Origin of the sequence: Caballeronia sp. LZ003, assembly GCF_031451465.1 — a bacterium.
Lineage (GTDB): Bacteria > Pseudomonadota > Gammaproteobacteria > Burkholderiales > Burkholderiaceae > Caballeronia.
In genome coordinates this window covers 1-7008 of the sequence record NZ_JARUXJ010000263.1, presented here as the reverse complement: position 1 = coordinate 7008, position 7008 = coordinate 1, and the positions used below count along the sequence as shown (strand labels likewise).

Sequence of the window (7008 nt, the reverse complement as noted above, 5' to 3'; positions counted from 1 at the left end):
CGTCGCCACGCGTTACGACAAGCTCGCCGGCAACTATCTCGCCTTTGCTTCGCTTGCCTGTGCCTTTGGACCGCTAGTGAGAATGTAAACAGACCCTAGTTCCTTGACGAGTACCTTTACCTCTGGCGTCCCTATTGCCTGCTGCGCAACGAGGAAATTTTCTTCACATCCGACCGTCATACCACCTCCGAACAGAGTTAGAGAATACAACCATTTCGCACTACTTTCTTTTATTAAAAGAATCGTATAAACAAACGTTGCCGCTTTACTCTAAGGAGATTTTGAATCGCTAAATCAGTTCACCAAAGAGGGCGTCGGCATCAAAGAAAGGCACCTCGAAACGAGCGCCGCGATCCGTTAGATCGTCTGGCCGATGCACCGCGGACGTTGCAAAACAAGCGCTAATCAGGTTGGCGAAAGCCAATACTCGATGTCGCAGACGCGGCGCAGGTTCGGGTAGTCGATCAATCACACCGCGATTAAAGTTAGATTCGATGTCCAAGAAATTTGGATTCGACAATCCTTCACCATCCCGCACTTCGGACGTCCGGACATCATAGATCAATGGAACTGCACTTCGGATATTTTCTGACGCTACTCTGTGAGCTACGTACTCCTCCTGCATGTCCAACATCAGTCGTTGTATTGGTGTAAAGGAAACCCCTCTACTGATTAAATAATCCACTGAAACTCTCAAGCGATAATAATTTTCGTCCGCCCTTATCTCATAACGGTACAACGTGCCATGAAACGCAGAAGAAGAGTAATACTGTCGTGCAATTCGGCGTGTTTCATCAACACCACCTGTCATTGCCACGTATGCGCTGTCTCGCGAACCTGAGACGCAGGAGTCACCATTTAAGTGCTGCACAAGATCCCAATTGTCGCCATGAGATTCAAAACCACTCGAGAATATCTGCTCGGGCGGCCTACTGTCGACCCGATATAGAAAGTCAGTTGCACTGACATTAGTTGTTCCAACCAAAAATAAACCCCCAGCAATAACTCGGGCGTTTTGAGCCATCATCTTAAGACCGGTCATAATTCACCATGGATCCATGTGCATACCTTGCACCTGGTTGTCGTCGGAACAAAGTTCGACCACAATCGTATTTTGCGTCAGTTCAGCAAGGAGAAGCAACCGGTAGAGCGCCATGCCGGCCTGCACATCAATGTATGGTTTAATAGAAATCGTACCAGTCGATGTCACAGGGTCGTCAACGGTTTTTACTACTGCCGATATAGCCTTTGAATCACTCCCATCCACCCCTAGAAAAACCGCTCGTACCTTTAAGGATTTAGACTGAAATTCTCGACAGTTATAAGCGTACTTGAGTTTCGGTGCGGCACTGCATGCACTGATAGTTAATAACAGGGAAAACAGTATATAGCGCATAATTAAGATAAAAAATTAGAGGCGGTATTCAAACGATTTTTAGCCCACAATCTTGGCGCTATATCAAATAGCCACGTCCATGCTATCCGCGCGCACCAGACTGCGTCCCGCTAGCCTTGCCGCCTTTATACCGGCTTATCACCGCAACTACACCAAGAGACACCGCACTTGATTTTCTTTGTACATCTACGCTTACTATCAAAGAGGTGAGACTAGAGTAGCAGCTTTCGCCAGGGGTAGAAAATGGGACTCGTACTATTTGTGCAAACAAGCGTGGCTTCTGGCTGCGGCATCAATAGACTTCGCACTCGCATCAGATACGGACATGCCGTACAGGGCGAATCTTGGTGGCCGTTTCGGTAGCATGTTGTCGGATTTGTTCGAGGCATCCAATATCAGCGTCCGATTGATTTCACAGTTAAAAACCTAGATGATAATCGCTTGGAAAATTCGCATCGGAGACACTAATGGGTAACATAGCGAATCTCGCCCTTTTTGCTATTGTCGTAGTGACGTGGAGTACAACATGGACCGCTATGAGCATCGCGGTCGACACGATTCCACCAATCACCGCCACCGCTCTTAGATTTCTAATTGCTTCGCCGATACTTATTGTGATGGCCAAAGTTAAGAAAGCACCGCTGTTGTTCCCGCCAGGGCAGCGAGGGTTTCAAGTATTCCTTACGATTGGCTACTTTGCAGTCCCGGTTGCCTTAATCATGTACGGAGAGAAACATGTAAACCCGGGGCTGGCTGCTTTAATTTTCGCAAACATGCCTGTGGTCGTCTTGCTACTGTCGGCGATCTTGTTGAAAGAAAAAATCTACTTTTCAAAATTGACCGGGCTAGTACTCGCATGGGTCGCGCTTTCGCTCATCCTTAGAATTGAGTTGGACTGGTCGAGCTTTGACGACTACTTGGCGCCGGCCGCACTACTACTAGCGGTACTGATGCACGGATTTGCCTACGTATCTATCAAAAAGCGTTGCTGCTCCGTCCCGATACTCACCTTTAACGCTCTACCGTGCACGATGGCGGGGATTTCCCTATTAGTGCTTAGCTTGATTTCCGAAAGCCCGAGCTTCGATCGCTTCTCCGGTGCGTCTATTGCTGCTATAAGCTATCTCGGACTTGTAGCGAATGTTATTGGCGTAATGTGCTTCTTCTGGCTACAACGTCGAACTACAGCGTTTAGCGCTTCCCTGACATTCGTCGCGTTTCCGATTTTCGCTATTGTCTTAGACGGTTTCATTACAGGGCGATCACTCAATGCCGTATCATGGATTCTGCTCGCGCCTCTTCTGGTCGGGCTTCTTATTATGACGTACTCGCCCAAAGAATCCCGAGCGTCATCGTAGCTTGGCGTGTATGGCGCAGTGAAGTGCTGTCGCCTCCTCGCAAGGAACGGTCGTCGTAAAAGTGATCGTAAATCGCAGCCAATTATGTCGCGGCTTCAATTTATGCGGCGGCTTCCATGCCTGAGGCAACTGAGCCACCAACAAGACAGCACTAAACTTCCGCCGGAAGTTCGGAAGCGTGCGGTACGCTGATGCGCGAATTTCGGTCGGTATACGCATTCGCTACGATGAACGTTTTATCGACCTGGGCACTGATCCCACCCGCTGCCAGTCAAGACGACTGCAACGTTAATGCGCTAGCCGCAACGCTGATTCGACATTGACCATGTCGACCCTGTGACGTTCGAGAAAAATATGATCGGAATCTTTCTCGAAGCAAGAAATCCTCCAAGATGGAAATTGCAATGAAGTAACAGCGTTTTTCACAGCCTCAACTTCAAACTCAATTAACTCGGAAAACCTCTATTTCAAAAAAATTAACAAACCTTACGTATCTAGGTGGAGAGTTCGGCACTCGCTACGCTGGTTATCGTGCAAGCTCAAATATTTCAAGCAAATCAAGCACAGGGTCACTCAAAGGAAGACGTGGGTAAACGCAATTGTTTCCGGCTCGTTTCGCGAGCTCCTCGTCAGACAGAAAGTTCGTGAAGCGTCTGGCCTCCGGTGCGCCGGCAACGAATTATGAGGGGCCGAGCTTTCTTGATCGATCGCTTAAGCATCGACTCTAGTATGCCTAATGCGTGCAGACATGACGCCGCTGCTTCAGCACGCGAACATCCGGCTTTGTGATGACCCCACTCTTATCGAAAGCTATCACATGAGCTATGTCCGACGATGTCAATTAGTCGACTGCGGACTTTTTCAGCTTCTCTATTCTTAAACCAACATCAATCCATTTCATTGAGCGTTTTGATGGTCATCAATATAGGCAAAAGATTGGCATTTGCAGTGGTTGCAATATCGAGTTCGACAAGCGCGGCCACGACACAAGTTGTTCCGCAATCTTCCAAAGATTCAGTTATACAGATTGGAGGGCTTCAAACTCCCGAGACTTTAGCGGCTGCCGTGCGCGCGAAAAATAGGCTTCAAAATAGCGGTGAACAACGAACGAGTAGGAGACTGCATCAGCTATGGTTGGAGCATGAGGCAAAATTTAACAATTCCCCGAGGCAACAGCGCAGCGCCGCCAAAGGCGGTGTTAATGAAACTGTATCCCGCGACTTCCGGAGCCTTTTCGGCCTACGCAGAATTGATTGGGGGGACGGGGCGGCCGCAGAACACGACGGTGACATTGCCGTCGGCATCAATGCGAAGGCTGTTGGCGGCGACTCTTTGGCGCTTTCTGAGGGGGCTCAAGCGCGGGGAAGCCAATCGTTAGCTATTGGGGCTGTTTCACGCACAGAAACTCACGCGTCTGGTGCGGTGGCAATTGGACGAGGAGCTTCGGCACAAGCACACGGCGATGTGGCGCTTGGCGATGGCGCATCGGCAGGAGGGCAGTTGGAGGGAGCACGAGTTGCGGGCTCAATAGACGCAACACTGTCTGGTTCAGCGCTCGCAGTCGGCCCACATGCAATTGCTCGAGGAGCCCGTGCCCTTGCGCTTGGAGAGAAGTCAAACGCTCTCCAATATCATGGAGCAGCTCTAGGTAGCGGCGCAGAAGCCCGAGCCGAGAGCTCTCTCGCGGTAGGAACGTTGGCACTAGCAGCGGCGAACGGATCCGTTGCGCTGGGAGCTAATTCGTTAGCAGATCGGTCCAACACGATTTCCGTTGGCAGAATCAGCATGGAGCGACAACTAGTGAACGTCGCGGCCGGCTCGCGGGAGACAGACGCTGTGAATCTTAGACAACTGATGGATCTAGGAGCAAGCTTCAACGCAAGCGGCGGCGCATCAAATGGATTCGTTGCCTACGATGACAAGCAAGCTAGTTCTGTTACCTTCCGTGGCGCAGCCGGGTCACAGCTAAAAAATGTTTCGGCCGCTGTGCTGGAACCCGAAAGTTCTGATGCCGTAATCGGTGCTCAACTTTTCGAAACGAACGAGAGCGTTAAGGCGGTAAGCGACAGGATACGCGATGTCAAGGCGACAGTAGACACGATCGCCAAGGGTGGCGCTGGACAATACTTCGGTGCAAATTCGGTACGCTCGGCCGCGCAGGCAGTAGGTACAGACGCACTGGCAATGGGACCAGCGGCGAGCGCGTCGGGCAGAAACGCCATTGCGGTGGGTCTTTATGCGCGCACAGACTACGATAACGCAGTTGCGCTGGGCAGCAATTCCGTGGCGGACCGCGCAAATACGATTTCAGTAGGTAATCGACAGTCAAAGCGACAAATTACCAACGTCGCTGACGGCACGGATGAAACCGATGCGGTCAATGTAGCGCAGCTCCGAAAGGCAGGGCTCATCGATAAGAAGGGAGATCGTCTCGACGCAGTCGTTTATGACGCTGGATATAATAAATCGTTAATTACTCTTGGCGGCGTAGGCGCCACTTCGGTAGTCGCTTTGACGAACGTTGCGGCAGGTCGGATCAGTGCCGAGAGCACGGACGCGGTAAACGGCAGCCAATTTTTTTCATTATCATCGCGAGTCGATAATATCGAAAAAAATTCCCCTCATCGAACACGCGTGCGCGACGATCCACGTCCAACGCCAAGCGTCGCCGTCGACGGGGGCAATCGTGTTATTTCTCATGTTGTCGCTGGCGTCGCTGAAACCGACGCGGTCAATCTCGGGCAGCTTAATGCCGCATTAAAGGTAGGGATTGACAGCGCTTACGCACATACCGACACAGAGGTTGCGAGACTTCGCCTGGAGATGGAACGCGATCGCAAAGATGCGTCGGGAGGCTCGGCGTCCGCTATCGCGATAGCCAATTTGCCTCAGGCATATCAGGGGGAAAGCATGCTTTCAATAGCTGGTGGCACGTTCGGCGGCCAATCATCAGTTGCTCTGGGCTTATCAACTGCCACAAAAAGATGGAGCGTTAAAGCCTCTTTCACTGGCAATACGCGCGGTTCCTATGGAGGCGGGGCAGGAGTTGGATATCGCTTCTGACAGCAAACGACGGACTGATGTCGGACAAGTCGGGCCCATTGCTCCTTGATCTGCTGTGCAGGGGAACTAGGGGGATCAGATTGCTCCGTGGTTGCGTGCTAATCGATATGCGCTGTGACCGAAAGCACACGAGCCCGCGATAAATCCTTGCCGTTGCAGGGTACATAGGTATCGCTGTAAATACTCTGCCTTCGCACGTGCATCGCTGTCAGCGTCATCGGCTATTCCGAAAAGATCTCTTCCAATCTCTGGTGGTAGCTCGGCGTAGCGACGGGCTCCATCGCCCACGCGGCCGGCGGCGGGGCTTGGATTTGCGGCACCGCTATGGTTCGCGGAGGCATTGGCGGTTGCGATGCGCAGCCGACGAGTGCCGTCAGCAATAGCGGCGCGATTTTTGGCGTTGTCAGCTTCATGAAAAATCCTCTCACGGTGGAACTGTTCGTCGAGCGCTGCGATACGGGCGGCTGCCTTGTTGTGAGCCGCGATCGCAACGCTCGCGTCCTTCGCTGCGTGCTCCGACAGGGTCGCGAGCTTCCGTACGTTCGCCTCGTTGTCGCGCGCGTGAGCGGCCTGCTCCGTAGCGAGCTGGCTGTTGTCGAACACGTGAACAGCGCCGCCGCCGATTGCGACGCCAACAGCGCATGCCGTCAGCCCGGCGATGAGGTATGGTGCGTAACTCATAAGTCTCGCTCACAAAGCGCACGTTCTTCGGCGCGCCGTTTCACAAGTCCGGGGAGCACACGCCCGTGCGAGCTCACCCACTGCGCACGCCCATCGTCTGATTCGTTGATCGCCCGGCATGCGCCCCTCCAGTCATCTTCATTGAATCGTTTCGCGGTTGTGCTCTTGCAATAGGCTGTGCCACCTATGCTGTAAGCAAAGCTCACCGCGGCGGCGAGCTGATTTGAATGGTCCTTGAGCCCTGGGGTGCATCGAAGCACATCATCGGCATGCGTCATGAGTTGGCGGTTCAACGACTCCCAGCACTCGTCGGGACTGTACGACTGGCCGACAACGACGTCGTGCGTGTCGCCGCTGCATTTCGTTGCAACGCCCACAGGGTCGAGGTAACCGCGATGCACAACCCCTTCAAAGCGAGGCACGATGCAATACAGCGTGGTTGCAGCTACGGTGCCGACTATGCCCGCGAGCGCTGCTTTCCCAAGGTTTGCCATTCAATGATCTCCAGAA

5 protein-coding genes and 2 pseudogenes are annotated in these 7008 nt (G+C 52.6%); 4 read left to right on the top strand and 3 right to left on the bottom strand.

Translation table 11 applies throughout. The annotated features are described in order from the left end of the window. Positions 1-88: pseudogene (locus QCE79_RS38585) on the top strand (IS5/IS1182 family transposase); the annotation flags it as partial. Positions 89-289: 201 nt separating this feature from the next. Here the strand turns inward: QCE79_RS38585 and QCE79_RS38580 are convergent. Continuing rightward, positions 290-1042 (bottom strand): hypothetical protein, encoded by a 753-nt coding sequence (locus QCE79_RS38580; RefSeq protein ID WP_309854290.1) that lies wholly within the window; start codon positions 1040-1042, stop codon positions 290-292. Positions 1043-1863: 821 nt separating this feature from the next. On the opposite strand from QCE79_RS38580, the gene QCE79_RS38575 reads away from it, so the two are divergent. The 3 genes and pseudogenes from QCE79_RS38575 to QCE79_RS38570 all read left to right on the top strand — a co-directional run bounded on the left by QCE79_RS38575 (position 1864) and on the right by QCE79_RS38570 (position 5817). Next, the gene (locus QCE79_RS38575; protein ID WP_309854287.1) at positions 1864-2754 is read left to right on the top strand and encodes a DMT family transporter; all 891 of its coding nucleotides are present in this window, start codon (positions 1864-1866) and stop codon (positions 2752-2754) included. A gap of 834 nt (positions 2755-3588) precedes the next feature. After that, positions 3589-4488 (top strand): annotated as a pseudogene (locus QCE79_RS39695) (hypothetical protein); the annotation flags it as partial. A gap of 66 nt (positions 4489-4554) precedes the next feature. Beyond that, complete coding sequence (locus QCE79_RS38570) at positions 4555-5817, top strand: YadA-like family protein (RefSeq protein ID WP_309854284.1); 1263 nt, start codon at positions 4555-4557, stop codon at positions 5815-5817. Between the two features lie 75 nt (positions 5818-5892). Here QCE79_RS38570 and QCE79_RS38565 read toward each other — a convergent pair whose 3' ends face one another. Both QCE79_RS38565 and QCE79_RS38560 read right to left on the bottom strand, forming a co-directional pair. Beyond that, positions 5893-6498, bottom strand: a complete 606-nt coding sequence (locus QCE79_RS38565) for a lysis system i-spanin subunit Rz (protein ID WP_309854281.1) — start codon at positions 6496-6498, stop codon at positions 5893-5895. After that, on the bottom strand, positions 6495-6992 hold the full coding sequence (locus QCE79_RS38560; RefSeq protein ID WP_309854278.1) for a lysozyme: 498 nt from the start codon (positions 6990-6992) through the stop codon (positions 6495-6497). Before QCE79_RS38560 ends, QCE79_RS38565 begins: the two co-directional genes overlap by 4 nt. Between the last annotated feature and the right edge of the window lie 16 nt (positions 6993-7008).